Origin of the sequence: Nocardia puris (assembly GCF_003315035.1) — a bacterium.
Classification (GTDB): domain Bacteria; phylum Actinomycetota; class Actinomycetes; order Mycobacteriales; family Mycobacteriaceae; genus Nocardia; species Nocardia puris.
The window spans coordinates 988,343-1,006,342 of sequence record NZ_QNRE01000001.1 but is presented as its reverse complement, the minus strand read 5'-3'; the positions used below and the strand labels follow the sequence as shown (position 1 = coordinate 1,006,342).

Sequence of the window (18,000 nt, the reverse complement as noted above, 5' to 3'; positions counted from 1 at the left end):
TCCTTGGCGTGCCTCCGGGAGGTGTCACCCGCCCGGCGTGCAACGCCGCAAACTAGGCCGTGGCTTGGCCAGACGCGGAAGAAACTAGCCATGCGGTACCCCGTTTCGCGTCCCCATTGGCAGCGGGGCGCTGCGGCGTGCCAGGAGTCCATACAGGGTCGCCGCTGACGTGTACGGCTTGGCGGATGAGACGCGATGCATGCCGCGCAAGAACGACACCATGACATTCGACGCATACGTCTCAGCTGGTCACGGACAGAGGGATGAGGCGCCGAGCGAGTCGCGGGAATACCGATTAGTGATACTCGTGTTGAGAATCCTGGGTAAATCGTAGAAAGCAGGGGTGGACCCGCAAGATGCCCAGGTCAGCGGTGGTATAGGCTTTGTCGGTCATGAAGTCGGCTTTTTCGGGTCCGGTCACCGGTGCTGCGCCCAGGACGGTCTACCTCGATCACGCGGCCACCACACCGATGCTGCCCGCCGCTGTCGAGGCGATGACGGCTGCCATGACGCGGCCGGGCAACGCGTCGTCGGTGCACGGGTCGGGGCGCGCGGCGCGGCGGTTGCTGGAAGAGGCGCGCGAGTCGATCGCCGAGAGCCTGGGGGCGCGGCCGTCGGAGGTGATCTTCACCTCGGGCGGCACCGAGAGCGACAACCTGGCCGTCAAGGGCATCTACTGGGCGCGCCGCGACGCCGATCCGCGCCGCACCCGCATCATCGCCAGCTCGGTCGAGCACCACGCGGTGATCGACGCCATCGAGTGGCTCGAGCGGCACGAGGGCGCGCGCGCGACCTGGCTGCCGGTCGACGCCGAGGGCATGGTTTCGCCCGCCACCCTGCGCGAGGCGCTGGCCGCGCACTCCGACGAGGTCGCGCTGGTCACCATCATGTGGGCCAATAACGAGGTCGGCGCGATCCAGCCGATCCGCGAACTCGCCACGGTCGCCCAGGAATTCGGCGTGCCGATGCACAGCGACGCGATCCAGGCGGCCGCGCAGCTGCCCATCGACTTCGCCGCCAGCGGCCTGTCGGCGGCGAGCTTCGCCGGGCACAAGGTCGGCGGCCCGCACGGCGCCGGCGTGCTGCTGCTCGGCAGGCAGGTCGAGGTGGTGCCGCTGCTGCACGGCGGCGGTCACGAGCGCGACCTGCGGTCGGGCACCTCCGACACGCCCGCCGCGGTCGGCCTGGCCACCGCGCTGCGGATCACGGCGGCCGAGCTGCCGATCCGCACCCCCGAACTCGCCGCGCTGCGCGACGCGCTCGTGGACGGCGTGCTCGCCACGATCCCCGACGCCGTGTTCAACGGCCCGGTCGACGAGCGCCGCCTGCCCGGCAACGCGCATTTCACGTTCCCGGGCTGCGAGGGCGACTCGCTGCTCATGCTGCTGGACGCCGCCGGCATCGAATGCTCCACCGGCTCGGCCTGCAACGCGGGCGTGGCGAGCCCGAGCCACGTGCTGATCGCGATGGGCGTCGAGCCCCGCGTCGCGCGCGGCTCCCTGCGTTTCTCCCTCGGGCACACGTCGACCCGCGCCGACGTGGACGCCCTCCTCGATGTCTTGCCCCAGGTGGTGGAGCGGGCCCGCGTGGCGGGTCTCGCCGGTGCGAAAGGTGGTGTGTGATGCGGGTTCTCGCGGCGATGAGCGGTGGTGTGGACTCGGCCGTTGCGGCGGCGCGCGCCGTCGACGCCGGACACGACGTGGTGGGGGTGCACCTGGCGCTGTCGGCCACACCCGGCACACTGCGCACCGGCTCGCGCGGCTGCTGCTCCAAGGAGGACGCGGGCGACGCGCGCCGCGCCGCCGACGTGCTCGGCATCCCGTTCTACGTCTGGGATTTCGCGGACCGGTTCAAGGAGGACGTGATCGACGATTTCGTCGCCTCCTACGCCGCCGGTGAGACGCCGAATCCGTGCCTGCGCTGCAACGAGAAGATCAAGTTCTCCGCCCTCGCCGACCGGGCGGTGGCGCTGGGCTTCGACGCCGTCGTCACCGGGCACTACGCGCGGCTCGACGGCGGCGTGCTGCGCCGCGCGGTCGACGCCGACAAGGACCAGTCCTACGTGCTCGCCGTGCTCACCGCCGACCAGCTCTCCCGCGCGATGTTCCCGGTGGGGGACACGCCGAAGCCCGACATCCGGGCCGAGGCGGCCGAGCGCGGACTGGCCGTGGCGAACAAGCCCGACAGTCACGACATCTGCTTCATCCCCTCCGGCGACACCCGCGCCTTCCTCGGCGCGAAGATCGGCGTGCGGCCGGGCGCGGTGGTGGACGCCGACGGCCGTGAGCTGGGCAAGCACGACGGCGTGCACGGGTTCACCATCGGACAGCGCAAGGGTCTGGGCCTGCCGGGCCCGGCCGCCGACGGCAAGCCGCGGTACGTCACCGGGATCGATCCCGAGTCCGGGACCGTGCGCGTGGGTTCGGTGGAGGATCTGCACGTGTGGACCGTGCTCGCCGACCGGGCGATCTGGACCTCGGGTGAGGTGCCGGACGGGCCCGTCGAGTGCGTGGCGCAGGTGCGCGCGCACGGCGGCACGGCGCCCGCCGTCGCAGAGCCCTCCGGCGCGGGGCTCGTGGTGCGGTTGCGCGAGCCGTTGACCGGTGTGGCGAAGGGGCAGGCCGTGGTGCTGTACCGGCCCGATCCGGCGGGCGACGAGGTCCTCGGCAGTGGGACGATCTCCGGTACGTCGCGGGAGCTGGCGCCGGTTTCCTGAGCGGTGTGGCTGGTCGATGTCTTTCCGTCAGCAGGCGGGACGGCCCGGGTGTAGCGGAGTGGAATGGGCGACGTGAGCGAAACCGTAACGGAGAGCACGATTTCCGAGGTACTGCGGGGCGGTGTCGCGACCGGTGTCGGGTCCTGGCCCGGCACCGACGCGCGCGAGGCGGCCGCGACCGTCGTCGGTGAGCTCACCGACTTGGCGCATCTGGCGGAACTGCCCGCGCGCGGGGTCGGCGCCGATATGATAGGCCGCTCCTCGGCGCTGCTCGTGGACCTGCGGTTCGATACCAGCACACGCGGTTACCGGCTCGCGGCCCGTCCGGGAGCGGTGTCGCGGCGCGCGCACGACCTGCTGCGCGGTGATCTCGACGCCCTCGAAGAGGTGTGGGAGACAACGGGTTCCGCGGGGACCGGCCGCGTGATCAAACTCCAGGCCACCGGCCCGCTCACCCTCGCCGCCGAAGCGGAGCTGCCCGTCGGGCACCGCGTGCTCACCGATTCCGGTGCGGTGCGCGATCTTTCGGAATCCCTGGCCGAAGGACTGAACCAGCACGTCGCCGAAGTCGCCAAGCGCTTGAACGCGCGGGTGGTGCTGCAACTCGACGAACCCTCGCTCGGCGACGTACTCGAAGGATCATTGCGCGGCGTGAGCGTGCTCGACACCGTGCGCGCCGTACCCGCGCCGGAAGCGCTGGCGATTCTCGATTCGGTGATCGAAGCGCAATCCGTTCCGGTGCTGGTGCACACCTGCGCCGCTCGGCCGCCCGTGCACTTCCTGCGCGGAAGTCAGGCCGCCGCAATAGGTTTCGACCTCTCCACCATCGCCACCCGCGATCTGGACGCCCTCGGCGAATCCCTCGACGCGGGCAAACGCCTCGTCCTCGGACTCGTCCCCACCACCGCCCCCACCACCTCACCCACCTGGCGCGACCTCGCCGAACCCGGCGTCCGCCTGATCGACCGCCTCGGCTTCCCCCGTTCCGCGCTGCGCGACGTACTCGTTTCGCCGGCTTGCGGGTTGGGGGGTGCGCCCCTGGGGTGGGCGCGAAAAGCATTGGAGCTGGCGACCGAGGTCTCCCGCGCCTTCGCCGAGGACCCGGAGTCGTTGGACTTCTGATCACCGTCGCAGGTGCGGGCGACAACCGCTGCCTGTTGGTTCACGGAGGGAGGCTCACGCCGGTATCGTCCGCCCACGGCCGAACCGTCGCCGACGCGGTCAGTAATGGTAGCGAGCTTGGGCGATGAGGATGTTGTCCCCCGAGATGGCGTAGACCAGGCGATGTTCGTCGTTGATGCGGCGTGACCAGTACCCGGACTTGTCACCTTTCAACGGCTCGGGCTTCCCGAGCCCGGTGAACGGATCGCGTTCTATGTCGTTGATCAAGCGGAGGATCCGGAGCGCCAGTTTGCGGTCGGTGGAGATCCGGTGAGCGAGGTCTTCGAATGCGACCTTCGCGAACGTGACCTTCACCCGAGTTCCTGCGCGAGGCGATCCAGGTCGACTTCGACAGTATCGCCGGCTTCCAGTTGCGCGACCCCCTGGGCAAGCCGGGCGGCGTTGGCCGGAGAACGCATCAGGTAGAGGGTTTCGCACAAGGAGTTGTACTCGTCCTCGGAGATGAGGACGGCGTTTCCTTTGCGGCTGGTGATGTGGATGGCGATGGCATCGTCATTGACTCGTTCGATGAGTGGGTAAAGGCTGGCTCGTGCTTCGCTGGCAGACATGCTGGTCATCGCTGTACCTCTCCGGCTACACGGTCGACGGTACCGGAATGTGGTACGAGTTGCCGAGGGTTGGTCGCCGCGATCCGAGCCCTCGGGACCCCCGGCAGAGGCTTCCCGAACCCGCTTCCACCACCCCGCCGACGTGCCGGAATATGTCGGTGGCCTGCGCTAATGTGCTGTTCGTGAGTGAGAGCGAGAGTGTGGCGGTTCCGGCGACGGCGGAGCAGCGGGTGGCGTGGCAGCGGTTGGCGGACGAGGTGCGCGAGCACCAGTTCCGCTACTACGTGCGCGACGCGCCGGTCATCTCCGACGGCGAGTTCGACGAGCTGCTGCGGCGGTTGCAGGCGATGGAGGAGGAGCATCCCGATCTGCTGACGCCCGATTCGCCGACCCAGCTGGTCGGCGGCGGTTTCGCGACCGATTTCTCGCCTGTCGACCACCTCGAGCGGATGCTCTCGCTCGACAACGTCTTCAACTACGACGAGCTGAGCGCCTGGGCGGCGCGTGTGGAGGCCGAGACCGGTTCCGATCTGCACTACCTGTGCGAGGTGAAGATCGACGGTGTCGCGCTGAACCTGGTGTACGAACGCGGCAAGCTGGTGCGCGCCGCCACGCGCGGCGACGGCCGCACGGGTGAGGACGTCACGCTCAACGCCCGCACCGTCGAGGACGTGCCCACCGAGCTCACCGGCACCGACGAGTTCCCGGTGCCCGAGCTGCTCGAGGTGCGCGGTGAGGTCTATATGCGGCTGGAGGATTTCGAAACCCTCAACGCGTCCATCGTCGCGGAAGGCAAACCGCCGTACGCGAATCCGCGCAACACCGCCGCCGGCTCGCTGCGGCAGAAGGACCCGGCGGTCACCGCGCGGCGCAGGCTGCGCATGATCTGTCACGGCGTCGGCCGCACCGAGGGCTACACGCCGTCGTCGCTGCACGAGGCGTACTCGGCGTTGGCGGCGTGGGGGTTGCCGGTGTCGGCGCACACAAAGCGGGTGCAGGGCATCGACGCGGTGATCGAGCGGGTCGAGTACTGGGGTGAGCACCGGCACGACATCGAACACGAGATCGACGGCCAGGTGATCAAGGTCGACGAGGTCGCGCTGCAACGCCGCCTGGGCGCCACCTCCCGCGCACCGCGCTGGGCGATCGCCTACAAGTACCCGCCGGAGGAGGCCACCACCACGCTGCTCGACATCCAGGTCAATGTCGGCCGCACCGGGCGGGTCACGCCGTTCGCGGTGATGGAGCCGGTGTCGATCGCGGGATCGACGGTCGCGATGGCCACACTGCACAACGCCTCCGAGGTCAAGCGCAAGGGTGTGCTGATCGGCGACACCGTCACCATCCGCAAGGCGGGCGACGTGATTCCCGAGGTGCTGGGTCCGGTGGTGGACGCGCGCACCGGGGCGGAACGCGAATTCGTCATGCCCACACACTGTCCCGAGTGCGGCACCGAACTCGCGCCCGAGAAGGAGGGCGACGCCGATATCCGCTGCCCGAATCAGCGGGCGTGCCCGGCGCAATTGCGCGAGCGCGTATTCCACGTCGCCAGCCGCAACGCCTTCGATATCGAAGCGCTCGGCTACGAGGCCGCGATCGACCTGCTGAAGTCCGGCGCGATCGCCGACGAGGGCGACCTGTTCGACCTCGACGAGCCGCGCCTGCTCACCACCACGCTGTTCGTGAACAAGGACGGCAGCCTCTCCGCGAACGGCAAACGCCTGCTGGAGAACCTGAATTCGGCCAAGGACCGCCCGCTGTGGCGGGTGCTTGTCGGCCTGTCGATCCGGCACGTCGGCCCCACCGCGGCGCGTGCGCTGGCCGCCGAGTTCGGGGAGATGGCGCGCATCGAGTCCGCCACCGCCGAGGAACTCGCCGCCACCGACGGCGTCGGCCCCACCATCGCCGCGGCCGTGGTCGAGTGGTTCACCGTCGACTGGCATCGCGCCATCGTGGAGAAGTGGCGTGCCGCCGGTGTGCGGATGCGCGACGAGCGCGACGAGTCCATCGCACGCACCCTCGAAGGGTTGTCCATCGTCGTAACCGGCTCCCTGCAAGGCTTTTCACGCGACGGCGCCAAAGAGGCGATCCTGATGCGCGGCGGGAAGGCGGCGGGTTCGGTGTCGAAGAAGACCGCGTTCGTCGTGATCGGTGACGCGCCCGGTTCGAAGGCGGCGAAGGCCGAAGAACTCGGTGTCCCGATTTTGGATGAGGAAGGGTTCGTGCGGTTGCTGGCGCAAGGACCGGAGGCGGTCACGCCCGCGCCCGCCGACGAAGAGTCCGAGGGCTGAGCGGTAGGGCCCAAGGGCGAAAGTCCGCCCAGGGCTGTGCCCCACGATGCGTCCCAATGCGCCGAAAGCTGAGCGGCTGTGCCCGAAAATCCGGACGCCGGTCCGTGGGAGTGGACCTGGAGCGCCTTGACGTCCGCCGAGAATGAGCAGAACGGGGCGCGCCGGATTCGGGCAGGATGGCGCAGGTGTCGACAGTACGTCCCGTAGAGGACTTGATTCATGTAGACGATCCGGCGTGGCCGGGGCTGCGCAGCGAGATCGCTTCCGCCGCAATCCCGATCACGGTGCTCCCGATCGAGCCGGCGCAGGGCCAGTCGGTGTTGTTCCGGCTCCAGGTGACGGCGTGGTCGACCCTCGGCGCCCTGGCGCTGCACACCGGTGGGATCGTCGCCGAGCACGGGTGGTTGCGCATCCTCGGCGGCGGCTACGACGGGCTGCCGGATCTGGCGACCGCGAACGGGATGGGGGAGCCCGGTGGCGGTGCGCCGGGTGCGCTGACCGTCGCGGTCGACGCACTGGGCGGGCGCTTCGCCGTCAACGGGGGCGCGTTGCCGGGTGAGCCCGGCGAGATCTGCTATTTCGGGCCGGAGACCTTGCGGTGGGAGCCGATCGGCGGCGGCCATTCGGCGTTCCTCTCCTGGGTGCTCTCCGGTGGACATGCTGATTTCTACGAGGGCATGCGGTGGCCGGGGTGGGCCGGGGAGGTGGGCCGGCTGCGGCTCGATCAGGGGTTGTCGGTGGTGCCGCCGCTGTGGAGCGCCGAAGGGCGGGCCGGTATCGCGGCGGCCGATCGCCGCCCGGTGCCGATCGGCGAACTGCTGGCGCTGCACACCGACATCGCCGCGCAACTGGGCTGAGCACACACCCTTGACCTTAACCTACCTTCAGGTATGACGATCGGTGTCGTACCTGGATGTGAGGAGAGTGTCATGGGATTTCATCGGACAGCGCTGGTCACGGGTGTGTCGGCGGGGCTGGGGGCGGCGTTGGCGCGTGGGTTGGTCGAGCGAGGGTGGCGGGTGGTCGGGACCGGGCGGCGCGCCGAACCGCTGGAGCGGATGCGGGAGGAGTTGGGGGAAGCGTTCGTGCCGGTCGTCGGCGATGTGACCGATGCCGCGCACCGGGCGCGGGTGGCCGAGGTGGCCGGTGGGGCGGGGGATCTGCTGTTGGTGGTGAACAACGCGGGGTGGTTGGGGCCGAGTCCGTTGCCGCGCTTGGCCGCGTTTCCGCTCGACGCGCTCGAGGCGCTGTTCCGGACGAATGTCGTCGCGCCGCTGGGGATCATCCAGATGGTGTTGCCCGTCCTCGCGCCCGGTGCCGCGGTGGTGAGTATCAGTTCGGACGCGAGCGTCGAACCGTATCCCGAGTGGGGCGGGTACGGCGCGACGAAGGCGGCGTTGGATCAGCTCAGCGCGGTGCTGGCCGCCGAGCATCCCGACCTCGACGTCTACACCTTCGACCCCGGCGACATGCGCACCGCCATGCATCAGGACGCGTTCCCGGGTGCGGACATCTCCGACCGTCCCACTCCGGAATCCGTGGTGCCCGCACTCCTGCGGCTGGTCGACGAACGACCCAAGAGCGCGCGGTACGCGGTGTCCGACTTCGCGGCGGCGCGATGAAGGTGGAGGGCAGGAGATTTCGCGAGAGTGGACGCGCCGGGAGTCCGGACCGGCACGTCGACAGCGGTCGAATCGGGGGTGCGCGCGAGGGAGGCCCCGGTCGTGTATACCGGCCTTTCGACGCGAATTTCGTCCTGCCGGAGCGGCTCAACGCGACAGCCCCGCCCGAGGCGCGGGGATTGTCGCGCGACGATGTGCGCCTGCTCGTCGCCGACGGCGGCTTGACGCACACTCGATTCCACCGGCTGCCCGAACATCTCGCGCCCGGCGACGTCCTCGTGGTGAACAACTCCGCGATGGTGACGGCCGCCGTCGAGGGCGAGGTCGCCGGCGCGCCGGTGGTCGTGCACTTCTCGACCTGGCTGGACGACGGGACGTGGGTGATCGAGCTGCGCACGAAAGACCGCCTGCCGCTGGCCGATCGGAGCTTCGAGCCGGGCGATGCCGTCGACCTTCCCGGCGATGCCCGGATGACGCTGCGCGCCCCGTGGCTACCGGGCGGGCGGCGACTCTGGATCGCCGAGGTGTCCACGGATGTGCGAGCCCTGCTGTGGCAGTACGGGAATCCGATCACCTACGCGTACGTACCGGAACGCTGGCTACCCACGTACTACTCCACCGTGTTCGGACGCGAGCGGGGAAGCGCTGAAATGCCCAGCGCCGCAAGACCGTTCACGCACGAACTGGTGCTCGATCTGGTCGCCTCCGGCGTGTGGCTGGCACCGATCACCTTGCACACCGGCGTCTCCTCACCGGAGGCGGGCGAACCGCCGAGCCCCGAGCGATTCGACGTCCCCGCCGCCACCGCGCACCTGGTGAACGACGCGCGGGCGGCGGGCGGCCGGATCGTCGCCGTCGGCACCACCGTCACCAGGGCGCTCGAATCGGCCACGGCCCCCGACGGTTTCGTGCACGCCGCGTCGGGATGGACCGATCTCGTGCTCGGCCCCGCGCGCCCCGCCCGCGTGGTGGACGGCCTGATCACCGGATGGCACGCGCCCGGGGCCTCGCATCTGGACCTGCTGGTCGCGGTGGCGGGGGAGGACACGGTGCGCCGCGCCTACGCCGAAGCGCTCGACGCCGGCTACCTGTGGCACGAATTCGGCGACAGCGCGCTGCTGTTCGCGCCGGACCGGACGCTCAGGTCGCGCTGACGGCGACGGTCGCGCTCTCCTGACCGCGCGGTTCGAACGCCGCGCAATGGCCGGGGCCGAGTTCGACGGTGCGGTTATTGATCCGCCGCTCGCCCTTGGTCTCGATGACGACCTTGGTGCGGCTCATCGAGCAGACCTTCACCACGGTGGGGTTGGTGTAGGTCTGCGTGCCGCCCTGGCAGTGGTTCGTCGAGGCGTAGAGGAACACCCGCGCCGTCCCGTTCGGACACTTCGCGTCGGCCATCGCCACCTTCGGCACGGCCACCACCGCGCCCGCCGCCAGCGCGCCGATCACCGCGGCCCGAACCGTCAGCCGCGTCAGTTTCGTCGGCACCATCGTCCACCTCATCTTCTTCAGCGTCATCCATCAGGCACGACCCACCTTGCCCCGACCGGCCGCGATTGCCCAGCATGCTAACGCCGATCCCCGCCCCCGTCCGCCCGAGCCGCCCCGCACCCGCTCCGACCGGGGGCGCTCGGTCCTCGGCCCGCGAGACACACGCCGGAAACCCTCCCACCGACGCGCCCACCCGGCGAGCACGTCGGCGGGGTGGGTGTCGCGGCCCCGCGCCCGAACCGGAAGGATTGCGGCATGCTGCGGAGTTTTCAGGTGACCAACCACAGAGCGCTGGCCGACCGGCAGGAGTTGCGGCTCACGAAGGGGAGCGGGCCGGTGGCGGTGCCGGTGACCGCAATCCACGGCGGCACCGCGGCGGGCAAGACGAGCCTGATCGACGCGCTCGGGCGGATGCGCGAGGCCGTGCTGGAGTCGGTCACCGGGTGGGACCCGTACGCGGGCCCGGTGCGCAGTCCGCACCTGGGCGCGCCCGACCAGCCCACCGAGTTCGTGGCGTCGTTCGTCGCGGAGGGCTGCCCCTACACCTACGGATTCCGCATCGACAACGCCGAGGTGGTCGCCGAGTGGTTGCACAGCCATCCGCGCTCGCGCAAGCGCATCGTGTTCGAGCGCACCGGTGAGCAGATCAAGATCGGCCCGATGTTCGAGGCGGCGCGCTACGGCATCGCGGCGCTGGTGCCGCTGGTGCGCCCGAACGCGCTGCTGCTGAGCCTGGCCGGGCAGATGTACGCCGAGGCGTTGGTGCCCGCCTTCCGCTGGTTCTCGGCCATGCTCGAGGTGCAGCGCGGGGAGGCCGAGCCCGACGCGATCGCGCACCGGCTGGGCGCGCACCTGTCGCGCTCCGGGGAGAACGCCGCCCGCCTGCTGCTGCTCCTGCGCGCCGCCGAACTGGGCATCACCGATCTGCTGATCGCCGAGCACGACCCGCTGTACGCCGACTACCTGCGCGAACTCGACGGCGATATCGAGGCGGGCGCCAAACAGCTGGAACTGTGCGCCACCTCGCCCGGCCACGCCGACCAGCTGCTGGAACAGAGCGGACTCACCCCCTTGCTGCTCGAGCGCGAACTCTCCAATCTGCGCGCCGCCCGCGACGCGCTCTACGCCAGGATGGTGGCGCGCCGCGGCGTCGGGCTGAAACTGGTGCACCGGGGCATCGACGCGCCGTTCGACATCGCCGACGAGTCCACCTCGACGCTGGCGCTGCTGCGGCTGCTGCCCACCATGCTGGACGCGCTCGACAACGGACGGGTGCTCGCTGTCGACGACATCGACGCACGCCTGTCGGGCGAGCAGGCCGACCGGCTGATCCAGCTGTTCCAGAACCCGGAGACCAACGCCAACGGCGCGCAACTGGTGTTCACCACCGGCGACCGCAAGCTCATCGACCGCGGCAACGGGCGCTCGCAGCGCACCCGCACCGCGGTGTGGCAGGTGCGGCGGGGCGAGAACGGAGCCGCCGAACTCGCGGCCCTGTGACCACACGGCCCTAGGATCGAGACATGCTCGAATTCGCCATGCTCATCATCATGGTCGCCGTGCTCGTGGCGTTGCTGGTGTCCTTCCGGCGCGGGCGGGGCGGCGGCAGCCCGCTGGCGCAGGCCGAGGCGGGGTCGCTGTACGTGACCGGGGTGAGCCCGCGCCCGGACGCCGAGGGCGAGCAGTACGTGACGATCACCGGCAACCTCACCGGACCGTCGGTCGCGGGCAAGGTGGTGTACGGGCGGTTCGCGTGGGACGTGAACCAGTGGCCGTCGATCGGCGACTACATCGACGTCGTGTACCCGCCCAAGAACCCGGACCGCTGGCGCATCGCGCACCCCGGCGCCCGGCCCGGACTCGGCTCCTGAACCTGTGACCAGGACTATCGCGGCGATGTCGCCGGCGATGGCAGGATGCCGGGCATGGGTGCTGATGACGTGATGGTCCGTGCCGCCACGCCGCGCGACTTCGACGCGGTCGGGGCGCTGACGGTGGAGGTGTACGTGGGCGAGGGGTTCGTCCGCGCCGAGAGCCCGTACGCCGCGGAGCTGGCCGATACCGCGCGCCGGGCGGCGGACGCCGATGTGCTCGTCGCCGAACACGAGGGCGTCGTGATCGGATCGCTTACTGTCGCGGCGCCCGGCACGCCCTTCGCGGACGTGGCCCGCCCCGGCGAACTCGAGTTCCGCATGCTGGCCGTCGCCAAGCGGGCGCGCGGCCTCGGCGCGGGAACGGCGTTGGTGCGCACCGTGATCGACCGCGCGGCCGCCGAGGGATACGACGCCGTCGTGCTGACGACCATGCTGCCCATGGTCGACGCGCTGCGCATCTATGAACGACTTGGTTTCGTCGCTGTGCCCGAACGGGATTGGGCGACGCCGATGGGTGCTCCGCTACGGGTGTACCGGCTCGCTCTCGGGGCGTAGTCGTCGGGAATTCGTCGCGAGCAGTGGGTCGGGGCCTACACGCCGCGCAGTGCGACGACTGGCACGCGACGCGCCGCGCGCGCATTCGACACGACGAACACCCGTGGCGAACTCGTCGGAAGGTGCGGGTGGACCGGACTCTCGCGAGAAAGCTTGTGCGGCAGTCGATTCAGCCGAGGACGGTGGCGACGATGCCGGCGAGGTAGCCGAGGCGGGCGACTTCCGAGGGGCGGAAGTCGGGTCCGCCGGGGCGGCCGAGCAGCAGCACCTTGCCGGTGCTGCCCAGGGGCGCGGCGGCGAGCTTGGTGTCCATATCGCGCCAGATCTGCGGCACCCACTCGGCCTCGGGGTCGAGGGTGGAGGGCTTCTCCAGCGGCATCCACGGCGCCGAACCGGCCTGCGTCTGTGGGGCGCTCTGGCTGCCCACCACCCGGTAGGCGCCTTGCGGGCCCATATCGATGATGGTGCTCCAGCCGACTCGCAGCACCCGCGGCACACCGTCCACCAGCACCTGGAGGCGATCGTCGCGGGCACTGGCCACCTGGTCGATCAACTCGAGTTCGCGGTGGGTGTCCAGGACGCCGGAGTACGGGCGGATCGAGTCGACGTGCACGTCGCCGATCGACTCCGCCGCCGTGATGAGCGTGTCGGGCAGTGCGTTGGGTGGAACCTCCACGACGAGATCGTCCACCGCGAAGCCCGCGCCGCGTTCGACCACATCCAGCGAGAGGATGTCGGCGCCCACGGAGCCGAGTGCGACCGCGAGTGCGCCGAGGCTTCCCGGGCGATCCGGAAGTTGCACGCGGAGCAGGTATGACACGCGCGTTCCTTTCCTCTGGCCGGCCGAGCCTGGTGGTCGGATACCCGGGTCTGGCAATACTTACACCCCCCGGCCGCGCTTATCGAGTCGAACTGCGGCCGGTGAGGAATGCCACGCCGGTTTTTCGTCACGATACGGCGTGTCGCGCTAGTTGTGGGGGTGTGTCGTCGGGATGTAACCCGCGCGAGTACGGGTTACCGGGGCGCTCGTAGACTGTCTGCTCGGGTGACATGTGACAACACCGCACCTGTGACAGATCGGCGGTTGTGACGGAACGGCACAGTGCGATTCCGGCGCGGTGCCGATGCGGTCACGCGATTCGGCCGGGAGGCCGCGCATCTCACCCCGGTGCGATCGGACCGAGACCGATCACGTCCGACCACACACCAACGCCGAAAGGGGTCCGCGGTGCCCGCCATCTCCCGCGACGAGGTCGCACACCTCGCCCGGTTGTCCCGGCTCGCGCTGTCCGAGGCCGAACTGGACCAGTTCGCCGGTCAGCTGGATTCGATCCTGAGCCACGTGCGCACCATCTCCGAGGTCGCCGCCGCGGACGTGCCCGCCACCGCTTCGCCGAACCCCGCGGTCAACGTGACCCGGCCCGACGTGATCACCCCGGGGCTCACTCCCGAGCAGGCGCTGGCCGCCGCGCCCGCGGTGGAAGAACAGCGGTTCATGGTTCCGCAGATCCTGGGGGAGGGCGAATGAGTGAGTTGACGAAGGCCACGGCCGCGGAGCTCGCCGCGAAGATCCACGCCCGCGAGGTCTCCTCCGAGGAGGTGACCCGCGCGCACCTGGACCGCATCGCCGAGGTGGACGGCGAGTACAACGCCTTCCTGCACGTCGCCTCCGACGCCGCGCTCACCGCCGCGCGCGCGGTCGACAAGCAGCTCGCCGACGGCACCGTCGCCTCGCCGCTGGCCGGAGTTCCGTTGGCGCTCAAGGACGTGTTCACCACCACGGACATGCCCACCACCTGCGCGTCGAAGATCCTCGAGGGCTGGATCTCGCCCTACGACGCCACGCTCACCACCAAGCTGCGCGAGGCGGGCATCCCGATCCTCGGCAAGACCAATATGGACGAGTTCGCGATGGGCTCCTCCACCGAGAACTCCGCCTACGGCCCTACCCGCAACCCGTGGGACACCACCCGCATCCCGGGCGGGTCCGGCGGCGGTTCGGCGGCGGCGCTGGCCTCGAACCAGGCGCCGCTGGCGATCGGCACCGACACCGGCGGTTCCATCCGCCAGCCCGCCGCCGTCACGGCCACCGTCGGCACCAAGCCGACCTACGGCACGGTGTCGCGGTTCGGTCTGGTGGCGTGCGCGTCGTCGCTGGATCAGGGCGGCCCGTGCGGGCGCACCGTGCTCGACACCGCGCTGCTGCACGAGGTGATCGCGGGCTACGACCCGAAGGACTCCACCTCCCGCGACGTGCCGGTGCCGCCGGTGGTCGCCGCCGCCCGCGAGGGCGCGTCGGGCGATCTGCGCGGCGTGAAGGTCGGCGTGGTGAAGGAACTGCACTCCGACAGCTATCAGTCCGGCGTGCTGGCCTCCTTCGACGCGGCCGTCGCGGTGCTGAAGGAACTGGGCGCGGAGGTGGTCGAGGTGTCGTGCCCGCACTTCGAGTACGGCCTGCCCTCCTACTACCTGGTGATGCCCTCGGAGGTGTCGTCGAACCTGGCGCGCTTCGACGCCATGCGCTACGGCCTGCGCGTCGGCGACGACGGCGGCCACAGCGCCGAGCAGGTCATGGCGCTCACCCGCGCGGCCGGGTTCGGCCCGGAAGTCAAGCGCCGCATCATGATCGGCACCTACGCGCTCTCGGCCGGCTACTACGACGCCTACTACGGCCAGGCGCTCAAGGTCCGCACCCTCATCGCCCGCGACTTCGACGCCGCCTACGAGAAGGTCGACGTGCTGGTCTCGCCGACCAGCCCGTTCACCCCGTGGAAGCTGGGCGAGAAGGTCGACGACCCGCTGGCCATGTACCTGTCCGACCTGTGCACCCTGCCCACCAACCTGGCCGGCCATCCGGCCATGTCGGTGCCGTCGGGGCTCAGCGAGGACGACGGCCTGCCCGTCGGCTTGCAGATCATGGCCCCGGCCCTGGCCGACGACCGCCTGTACCGAGTCGGCGCGGCCTACGAAGCCGCCCGCGGCCCCATCGCCTGAGACGCGCGAAAGCCGGGCCGGGAGTGATCCCGGCCCGGCTCGTCGGGAAAGTCAGGCGGTGCGAAGGGATTCCGCGCGGCGCTGGATGCCCTCGGTCATACCCTCGAACCCTTTGCGCAGGTGCTTGCCCAGCAGCCCCGCGACGACCGGGTGGAACCAGCCGTTGAGCTCGAAATGCGATTCGTACCTGGTGCGTTCGGGACTGACGGCGGTAACGGTGTGGGAGCGCAGGGAATTCAGCGCGCCGAGCGGGACCGGCTTCATCGAGTAGCTGAGTTCGCGGCCCGGGGTGTGGGTGCGGATCCACTCGCGCTGGCGGCGCGGGCGGGGGCCGAGGCGCACCAGCATGTCGATGGGCTCGCCGGGTTCCAGCGTGCTGGTGCACTCGGGGACGAAGGGGTTCCACTCGCCGTAGCGGGGGAGGTCCGTGATCACCTGCCACACCAGCTCGGCCGGTGCGTCGATGTACACGGCCGAGTCGATGACAAAGCCCATGCCAGCAAGTTAGAACAAGTTCTAGTGTGGCGTCAATCCGGTCAGCAGTCGCCGAGCGCGGTGCCCTGGTCGGTGCCGTAGCGGTGGCCGTGGCCGGGCGGCGCGTCCAGCGCGGCGAGCAGGTCGGCGGTGGTCTGCACGAAGCTCACCCCGGGGAGCCACGGCGGCAGCGGGGCGTCGCGCCGCACGCCGGTGAGGTCGGGCGCCCGCCACAGCAGCGCGGGCGACCAGTGCACCACCGGGTCGGAGCTGTTGGACAGGATCGTGGCGCCGGCGCGCGGCGCGTCGTTGGCGGGCGGGCCCGCCCACAGCGCGGCGCAGGTGCGGCGGTCCTGGTCGGCGGCGTCGGCGAACACCGCGCCCCCGCCCGACGCACCGAGGCTCTGCCCGTAGACGAACAGCTTCGGCGGGGCGTCCATGCTCGCGACGCGGCGTTCCACCGCCGTGAACAGGGCCCGCGCGGCCTCGACCGCCTCGTCGCGGCCGAACGCGAAACCCACCCAGCTCGGCGCGTAGGAGTACTGCATGCCGACGACGGCCACGTCACCGGCGAAGCGTTCGGCGAACCCGGTGACGGCGTTCGCGTCGATCCAGCCGGAACCAGTGGGAATCGCGACCACGATGTTAGACCGGGTCAGCCCGCCGGAGCGCTCCAATTCCCGGACCACCAGCGCGACACGGGAATCCAGATCGGGCGCGGAATCCATCCCGACGTAGACCCGCACGGGTCCCTCCGGCCCGCCCGTCACGAAACGCCGCCCTTGTACACCGAGGGAATCCCAGCTCACCTCCGACTCGGCGCTCCCCGACTTCGTGAACGAAACGGGTTGCGCCACACCGTCGTCGAACAGGGCGTTGGACGCCGCGTAGGACTGCTGCCGCCACCCGGCGAGCGCGGGCGCGAGCACGAAGGCCGACATGGCCGCCACCAGCAGTGCCGCCACCACCGACCGCAGCAGGCCCAGTCGGCGTGCTCCCGCGCGCACGGCCGCCGAGAGCCCGACCAGCAGTCCGGCGACGACGGACGCGACGAGCGCGCCGATCAGCCAGTAGTTCGCCGCGATCGGGGCGGCTCCCATGGCGGCACGTAGTTCGTTCTGCCACATGCCCGCCCGCCACGCGGCCGTGAGCACCACGACCGCCGCGGCGAGGGCGAGCGGTTTGCGCCAGTGCCGCACGCGCTGTCCGAGTGCGACGCCGCGCCTGCCGAGCGCTACGCGCACCACCCCGACGACACCGAGCGCGAGCGCCACCAGCAGACCGGCCAGCACGCCCTGCGCGGAGGGGGTGCGGGGCAGCAGTCCGGGTGCCAGCGAAATCAGCACGCCGGCACCGGCTCCCAGGGTGGTGCCGACTCGTGGATAGGTCAGCTTGGACAGCAGGCGTTCGGGGAGCGAGATCCTCGGGGCCGGTTCGCGTTCCGGTTCGGCCGCTCCGGAGTGGGGCCGGGTGAGCGTCGTTGTCATGACGAAACCTCCACGGGATCAGCGGTGTTCACCTTCCGGCGGGTGCGGCCGAGGACCAGCACGAACAGCGAGCCGAGGCCGAGCAGGCCGACCCCGGCGCTGCCCAGCACCCATCCGCTCGCGTCGCGCAGCGATTCGGTGACCGGTGCGCCGTAGTCCTGGCGGCGGGAGTTGAGATCGACCACGGTGTCGGCGATTCCGGCCATGGCGTGGCAGCGTGCGCGGCTGACCGGTTCGGCGCGGGTGTCGCAGGCTTCGCGCATCCGGCGGTCGAGGGTGGCGTCCAGCGCCTGGCGCGCCCAGGGGCCGAGCGGTTCGCCGCGCAGGTCGGCGTAGCGGAGCAGGTCGTAGCCGAGATCGTGGGCCTTGCAGGCGGTGTCGAACTCGGCGGGCAGCGGGACGGGGGACGAGCAGTCGCCGCCGGGATTGGCCAGCAGGCCGTCCACGGCCTCGGGGAGGTAGCCGAAGAGCTCGGCGAAATCGTCCGGAATCCCCGCGGCCGAGACGGATTCGGCGTCGGTCAGGTGGCCGACGGCGAACGCGGCCGCCCGGTTCTCCGTGACGGGCAGCGCGGGCTCGGCGGCGCCGGCGGTGGGCGTGAGGACGACGGCGGCCGCGCAGGCCGCGGCCGTCAACGCCGCCGCCCGGCGTCCCCGCGTGGAGGCGCCCCGGCGGCCGGTAGTGGTCGTGGTGCTCATGCCAGCACCTCGCTGGCGCTCGGCTCCGGCATGCGCACGGCGCGCTGGCACACGATTCGCTCACTGCG

19 protein-coding genes are annotated in these 18,000 nt (G+C 70.7%); 12 read left to right on the top strand and 7 right to left on the bottom strand.

The window, feature by feature from the left end:
- The first annotated feature begins 392 nt into the window (after positions 1-392).
- From DFR74_RS04615 to DFR74_RS04605, 3 genes are all read left to right on the top strand, one after another.
- On the top strand, positions 393-1,622 hold the full coding sequence (locus DFR74_RS04615) for a cysteine desulfurase family protein (protein WP_067510415.1): 1,230 nt from the start codon (positions 393-395) through the stop codon (positions 1,620-1,622).
- Entirely contained in the window at positions 1,622-2,716 is a 1,095-nt protein-coding gene (mnmA, locus tag DFR74_RS04610; protein WP_067510417.1) for a tRNA 2-thiouridine(34) synthase MnmA, read from the top strand. The genes DFR74_RS04615 and mnmA overlap by 1 nt, the downstream gene beginning before the upstream one ends.
- Positions 2,717-2,779: 63 nt before the next feature.
- A complete protein-coding gene (locus DFR74_RS04605; RefSeq protein WP_067510419.1) occupies positions 2,780-3,838 on the top strand; it encodes a methionine synthase in 1,059 nt (352 codons plus the stop codon).
- 99 nt (positions 3,839-3,937) lie between these two features.
- On the opposite strand, the gene DFR74_RS04600 is transcribed toward DFR74_RS04605, so the two are convergent.
- Positions 3,938-4,192, bottom strand: coding sequence for a Txe/YoeB family addiction module toxin (locus tag DFR74_RS04600; protein WP_067510421.1), 255 nt, complete (start codon positions 4,190-4,192; stop codon positions 3,938-3,940).
- Positions 4,189-4,455: a type II toxin-antitoxin system Phd/YefM family antitoxin gene (locus DFR74_RS04595; RefSeq protein WP_067510423.1), complete on the bottom strand. Its 267-nt coding sequence runs from the start codon at positions 4,453-4,455 to the stop codon at positions 4,189-4,191. Before DFR74_RS04595 ends, DFR74_RS04600 begins: the two co-directional genes overlap by 4 nt.
- Positions 4,456-4,628: 173 nt before the next feature.
- On the opposite strand from DFR74_RS04595, the gene ligA reads away from it, so the two are divergent.
- The 4 genes from ligA (at position 4,629) to DFR74_RS04575 (ending at position 9,513) form a co-directional block, all read left to right on the top strand.
- On the top strand, positions 4,629-6,737 hold the full coding sequence (ligA, locus tag DFR74_RS04590; RefSeq protein ID WP_407675096.1) for an NAD-dependent DNA ligase LigA: 2,109 nt from the start codon (positions 4,629-4,631) through the stop codon (positions 6,735-6,737).
- A 185-nt stretch (positions 6,738-6,922) separates the two neighbouring features.
- Positions 6,923-7,594, top strand: a complete 672-nt coding sequence (locus DFR74_RS04585) for a DUF2625 family protein (protein ID WP_198161762.1) — start codon at positions 6,923-6,925, stop codon at positions 7,592-7,594.
- A 72-nt stretch (positions 7,595-7,666) separates the two neighbouring features.
- Positions 7,667-8,359, top strand: coding sequence for an SDR family NAD(P)-dependent oxidoreductase (locus DFR74_RS04580; RefSeq protein ID WP_067510427.1), 693 nt, complete (start codon positions 7,667-7,669; stop codon positions 8,357-8,359).
- 134 nt (positions 8,360-8,493) lie between these two features.
- Positions 8,494-9,513, top strand: a complete 1,020-nt coding sequence (locus DFR74_RS04575) for an S-adenosylmethionine:tRNA ribosyltransferase-isomerase (protein WP_267898896.1) — start codon at positions 8,494-8,496, stop codon at positions 9,511-9,513.
- Here DFR74_RS04575 and DFR74_RS04570 read toward each other — a convergent pair.
- Positions 9,500-9,862 carry a hypothetical protein gene (locus DFR74_RS04570; RefSeq protein WP_147265734.1) on the bottom strand — a complete coding sequence of 121 codons (363 nt, stop codon included), beginning with the start codon at positions 9,860-9,862 and terminating at the stop codon, positions 9,500-9,502. The genes DFR74_RS04575 and DFR74_RS04570 overlap by 14 nt on opposite strands.
- A 243-nt stretch (positions 9,863-10,105) precedes the next feature.
- On the opposite strand from DFR74_RS04570, the gene DFR74_RS04565 reads away from it, so the two are divergent.
- Genes DFR74_RS04565 through DFR74_RS04555 form a run of 3 tightly spaced genes read left to right on the top strand, consistent with a single transcriptional unit; the run spans position 10,106 to position 12,279 of the window.
- A complete protein-coding gene (locus tag DFR74_RS04565) occupies positions 10,106-11,350 on the top strand; it encodes an AAA family ATPase (protein ID WP_067510488.1) in 1,245 nt (414 codons plus the stop codon).
- Between the two features lie 23 nt (positions 11,351-11,373).
- Positions 11,374-11,721, top strand: coding sequence for a hypothetical protein (locus tag DFR74_RS04560; RefSeq protein WP_067510431.1), 348 nt, complete (start codon positions 11,374-11,376; stop codon positions 11,719-11,721).
- Positions 11,722-11,775: 54 nt separating this feature from the next.
- The gene (locus DFR74_RS04555) at positions 11,776-12,279 is read left to right on the top strand and encodes a GNAT family N-acetyltransferase (RefSeq protein ID WP_067510433.1); all 504 of its coding nucleotides are present in this window, start codon (positions 11,776-11,778) and stop codon (positions 12,277-12,279) included.
- A 169-nt stretch (positions 12,280-12,448) separates the two neighbouring features.
- Here the strand turns inward: DFR74_RS04555 and DFR74_RS04550 are convergent, their stop codons facing one another.
- A complete protein-coding gene (locus tag DFR74_RS04550) occupies positions 12,449-13,099 on the bottom strand; it encodes an ACT domain-containing protein (RefSeq protein WP_067510435.1) in 651 nt (216 codons plus the stop codon).
- 408 nt (positions 13,100-13,507) lie between these two features.
- On the opposite strand from DFR74_RS04550, the gene gatC reads away from it, so the two are divergent.
- Positions 13,508-13,807 (top strand): Asp-tRNA(Asn)/Glu-tRNA(Gln) amidotransferase subunit GatC, encoded by a 300-nt coding sequence (gene gatC, locus DFR74_RS04545; protein WP_067510437.1) that lies wholly within the window; start codon positions 13,508-13,510, stop codon positions 13,805-13,807.
- Complete coding sequence (gene gatA / locus DFR74_RS04540; RefSeq protein ID WP_067510440.1) at positions 13,804-15,273, top strand: Asp-tRNA(Asn)/Glu-tRNA(Gln) amidotransferase subunit GatA; 1,470 nt, start codon at positions 13,804-13,806, stop codon at positions 15,271-15,273. The genes gatC and gatA overlap by 4 nt, the downstream gene beginning before the upstream one ends.
- 51 nt (positions 15,274-15,324) lie before the next feature.
- Here the strand turns inward: gatA and DFR74_RS04535 are convergent, their stop codons facing one another.
- From DFR74_RS04535 to DFR74_RS04525, 3 genes are read right to left on the bottom strand one after another with little or no spacing between them, the layout of a single operon-like run.
- Positions 15,325-15,768: an SRPBCC domain-containing protein gene (locus tag DFR74_RS04535; protein ID WP_067510443.1), complete on the bottom strand. Its 444-nt coding sequence runs from the start codon at positions 15,766-15,768 to the stop codon at positions 15,325-15,327.
- A 41-nt stretch (positions 15,769-15,809) separates the two neighbouring features.
- Positions 15,810-17,234, bottom strand: coding sequence for an alpha/beta-hydrolase family protein (locus tag DFR74_RS04530; RefSeq protein WP_113974947.1), 1,425 nt, complete (start codon positions 17,232-17,234; stop codon positions 15,810-15,812).
- Complete coding sequence (locus DFR74_RS04525; protein ID WP_228791814.1) at positions 17,231-17,932, bottom strand: hypothetical protein; 702 nt, start codon at positions 17,930-17,932, stop codon at positions 17,231-17,233. Before DFR74_RS04525 ends, DFR74_RS04530 begins: the two co-directional genes overlap by 4 nt.
- Positions 17,933-18,000 lie beyond the last annotated feature (68 nt).

Excerpts from the sequence above, each read along its gene's own strand:
- DFR74_RS04615 (WP_067510415.1), top strand. The coding sequence starts at position 393 with ATGAAGTCGGCTTTTTCGGGTCCGGTCACCGGTGCTGCGCCCAGGACG.
- mnmA (WP_067510417.1), top strand. The coding sequence starts at position 1,622 with ATGCGGGTTCTCGCGGCGATGAGCGGTGGTGTGGACTCGGCCGTTGCG.
- DFR74_RS04605 (WP_067510419.1), top strand. The coding sequence starts at position 2,780 with ATGGGCGACGTGAGCGAAACCGTAACGGAGAGCACGATTTCCGAGGTA.
- DFR74_RS04595 (WP_067510423.1), bottom strand. The coding sequence starts at position 4,455 with ATGACCAGCATGTCTGCCAGCGAAGCACGAGCCAGCCTTTACCCACTC.
- DFR74_RS04580 (WP_067510427.1), top strand. The coding sequence starts at position 7,667 with ATGGGATTTCATCGGACAGCGCTGGTCACGGGTGTGTCGGCGGGGCTG.
- DFR74_RS04570 (WP_147265734.1), bottom strand. The coding sequence starts at position 9,862 with ATGAGGTGGACGATGGTGCCGACGAAACTGACGCGGCTGACGGTTCGG.
- DFR74_RS04565 (WP_067510488.1), top strand. The coding sequence starts at position 10,106 with ATGCTGCGGAGTTTTCAGGTGACCAACCACAGAGCGCTGGCCGACCGG.
- DFR74_RS04560 (WP_067510431.1), top strand. The coding sequence starts at position 11,374 with ATGCTCGAATTCGCCATGCTCATCATCATGGTCGCCGTGCTCGTGGCG.
- DFR74_RS04555 (WP_067510433.1), top strand. The coding sequence starts at position 11,776 with ATGGGTGCTGATGACGTGATGGTCCGTGCCGCCACGCCGCGCGACTTC.
- gatA (WP_067510440.1), top strand. The coding sequence starts at position 13,804 with ATGAGTGAGTTGACGAAGGCCACGGCCGCGGAGCTCGCCGCGAAGATC.
- DFR74_RS04535 (WP_067510443.1), bottom strand. The coding sequence starts at position 15,768 with ATGGGCTTTGTCATCGACTCGGCCGTGTACATCGACGCACCGGCCGAG.
- DFR74_RS04530 (WP_113974947.1), bottom strand. The coding sequence starts at position 17,234 with ATGACAACGACGCTCACCCGGCCCCACTCCGGAGCGGCCGAACCGGAA.
- DFR74_RS04525 (WP_228791814.1), bottom strand. The coding sequence starts at position 17,932 with ATGAGCACCACGACCACTACCGGCCGCCGGGGCGCCTCCACGCGGGGA.